Annotated in this window: 2 protein-coding genes; one reads left to right on the top strand and one right to left on the bottom strand. The window is 72.7% G+C overall.

Features of this window, described 5'->3' with window-relative positions; translation table 11 throughout:
• A partial coding sequence (locus AB0B91_RS66035) for a PAC2 family protein (RefSeq protein WP_358343236.1) occupies window positions 1–624 on the bottom strand: 624 nt, incomplete at its 3' end.
• Window positions 625–1045: 421 nt separating this feature from the next.
• Here AB0B91_RS66035 and AB0B91_RS66030 point away from each other — a divergent pair.
• The coding region (locus AB0B91_RS66030; RefSeq protein WP_358343234.1) for a hypothetical protein at window positions 1046–1392 on the top strand (347 nt) is incomplete at its 3' end.

Below are 1392 nucleotides of genomic sequence, written 5' to 3'. Positions count from 1 at the left end.
GGCGGCGGCCGGGTACTCGGTCTGCGCCACGTAGTGCGGCACGTGGGCGGCGAAGCCGAGGGCGTCGCGGCCCAGCTCACCGAGGCGGTACTCCAGCAGGTGGCCGACGCTGCCAGGCACCTGCACGCGCTGCAACCACGGCTCGTAGCCGGCGATCAGCTCGCGGCGGGTGGCGTGCGCGGTCACCCCGGCCGGCCGGGTGTGCGGCACGGCCATCGGGATCGAGTTGAGCCCGACGGTGAGCCGGACGTCCAGCCGCGCCGAGATTCCGGCGATCGCGGCCACGAAACGCTCCCACTGAAGGTCCGGCTCCGGGCCGGTGAGCAGCAGGAAGGGCGTCTCGTCGTCGTCGCGGAGCAGGTGCAGCTCCAGCGCCGGGGCGTCGTACGACTCCCAGTGGTCCTCGACGAAGGTCATCACCGGCCGGCGCGAGCGGTAGTCGAAGAGCTGGTCGACGTCGAACCGGGCGATGGGGCGGGCGTCCAGGGAGGTGAGCAGCTGCTCCCTGGCCAGTCGGGTGGCGCTGCCGGCGTCGACGAAGCCGGTGAGGGTCTGGATCAGCACCGGCTGACCGAGGTCGGGCAGATCGTCGGTGAGCTCGTAGAGCTCGTGTGGGTCGAGCACCGGTGCGGACCTCCCTGGTTGTGCGTACGGGGTCGCCGTGCGGGGACGGCACCCGGTTCGGGAAACGTACCCGCCATCCTCGTGCATTCCGCGCCGCGCCCCGCCACGGGTCGCCATCCGACCAGTAATCGGGCGTATGCCCGCAAGTCCACCGTCGGGCGACGAGGCATGGCCGTCAGGGTGACCAGACTATCGACCGAACGGGGGAGTTTGTAGATCATGGGCCGGTCGCCGGTGGTTTGTCCGCGTTCCGGGTGCGCCGGGCCGCTCCGGGGGCCTCCGGAGGTCTGACCGGTCCGCGAGGTGTGTCCCGAGGGCTGCCCGGCTCGGCGCGGGCGTCCACCCGACCTGGGCCATATCGTGAGGAAAGCCACGAGATCACCTCGGGTGCTCAGCCTGTCGGCCTGCCTAGCCTCGGCTGATGCCTGACGACCGCACCCTCGATGACCAGCTCACCCCGAGCGAGCCGATCGACCGTTCGGACGATACCCCCTCGTGCGATCGGTCAACCAGCCTGCGCGCCGCTGCGGCGTACGCCCGCCTGCTGACGCGCGGGCCCGCCCGGGCCCGGATCGTCCTCGCCACCGGCGTCCTTTGCTGCCTCGGACTGACCGCCGTCGCGCAGGGCGCGCGGGACGGATCCGCCGACGCCACACCCGCCGCTGCCCCCTCCGCGCTCGCCGAGCGCGCCGAGCCGGACCCGGCCTCTCGCGGTCTGGAACGCGTCGCCGTCTCCGCCAGCCCCACCCGAACCGTCGACCCGGACAC

Origin of the sequence: Nonomuraea sp. NPDC049141, assembly GCF_040648415.1 — a bacterium.
In the GTDB taxonomy this organism is placed as follows: domain Bacteria; phylum Actinomycetota; class Actinomycetes; order Streptosporangiales; family Streptosporangiaceae; genus Nonomuraea.
The sequence above is the reverse complement of the archived record's forward strand: the minus strand, read 5'-3'. Positions and strand labels throughout refer to the sequence as shown.